At 47.6% G+C, this 1,426-nt stretch carries 2 protein-coding genes; both read right to left on the bottom strand.

Going from position 1 to position 1,426, the window contains the following annotated elements; translation table 11 throughout:
* The coding region (locus AB4Z11_RS31700; protein ID WP_442030143.1) for a hypothetical protein at positions 1-444 on the bottom strand (444 nt) is incomplete at its 3' end.
* Between the two features lie 36 nt (positions 445-480).
* Positions 481-1,426, bottom strand: a 946-nt coding sequence (locus AB4Z11_RS31705; RefSeq protein ID WP_442030145.1) for a hypothetical protein, incomplete at its 5' end; no start/stop codon positions are given.

A 1,426-nucleotide genomic window follows, 5' to 3' on the forward strand; every position in this document is an offset into this window, starting at 1 on the left:
GTGATACACCGAGGCCCAGACAAGCGCAGAATCTGAAAAGTAAATCTTCTTAGTAGGCCCGGTCACAGAGTAACACCCACTTTCTGAAATTACTGAGGCCGCCAGGTCCTTGTGAACCATCTCGCACGAAGATACGAAGAGTCGCTTGCCTTCCATGTGTGGACGAAGCATTACGCCAAGGTCGTCGTAATCGATATCGTCTCGGTTTGTCGTGCATAGTCCAGCGCGGTTACCATGAGCAGAAATGTGTAAGTAGCGATAGTTCGAATCACCGAAAGCCACTACTGCCTGTTCGAACTGTTTCCGGGTCCGAACGTAGTGATATTCCGGTACTTTTCCGTGTAGTCGTAGAACATGCGAGAGCATCACTCCTTCGAAATGTCCATTGCCTTCGTCCGTGGGATGGAGGCTCTCAATAATGAATACATCAGGTGTTGTCGCCATTGCTTCCTCATATTGAATTTATAGATTTGTGAAACATCATTTGTGCAGCTCATCTTGAGGAGTGGCTGCTCCACTGTCACCGGACTCCCTTACCTTGTTGGCGTTTCGTGCTTCGGACTCTGAGTCGTTGTTTCGTTCCGCTGTGCCTTCTGCGGAGACCTTTGCGTCCTTCGCGAGATTGTTCATGATATTTGGAACAAGCATCTCGATGAAGCCTGCAACCATCGCGAACATGAAGATTCCATACTGATCTGGTTGATCTTTCACGAAAGAGAAGGCTACGTTTGCTTTGATTGCGAAATACACGAACAGTGACGCAATAGCGGCAATCACAATTCGCGACCCTCCAACTAGACGATTGGTGGTGAGGTCCGCATCCACATCAATAGTCAAGGTTTTATAACCTACGACAATTGAGAGTAGACCGCCAAGTGCACCACACGCAATGACTTGAGCAAGAATCTGCCTGCTACCTAAGAAATCGAACTGAGAGACTAAAAATGCGAGAAGTACCAAACAGAAGGCGCTTAATGAATATTGGAGTCTGCCTTCCACCGTTTTTAGTTTAACTAGCCGGCTTTCTGCATGTTTAAGAACCGCCTTGGCATCTTCGACGTGCCCGCCTACGTTCAAGGTCATGGCACGCGCAACCAATCGATTGATTGATTCTGTTGTTGAAAGGTTCTCGGGGAGTAGCGAGTACATCCTCGCTAGCGGCATACCGATCCTGTAATGGCACTCCAGGTATTTTTCTTTATCTGGATGCTTGTCATTAATGTCGATTCGGATGGCGTTCTCGGTTCGATAGATCACATAGCCCGGAAACTTCGTGTATATCTTGATGACTTTTAGACCATCATTATCGAGCCCGCCAACTTTGTAATCGTAGGGCTTGAGCTGACTGTTTTCCTCAAATGCTGGAGGGGTGGCGCATAGTTGTTCGTTCGTTTCGTTGTTCATAGGTTGGCGTGCAATGCAAAAT

This window comes from Pseudoduganella sp. RAF53_2, assembly GCF_052113985.1.
GTDB lineage: Bacteria > Pseudomonadota > Gammaproteobacteria > Burkholderiales > Burkholderiaceae_D > Rugamonas.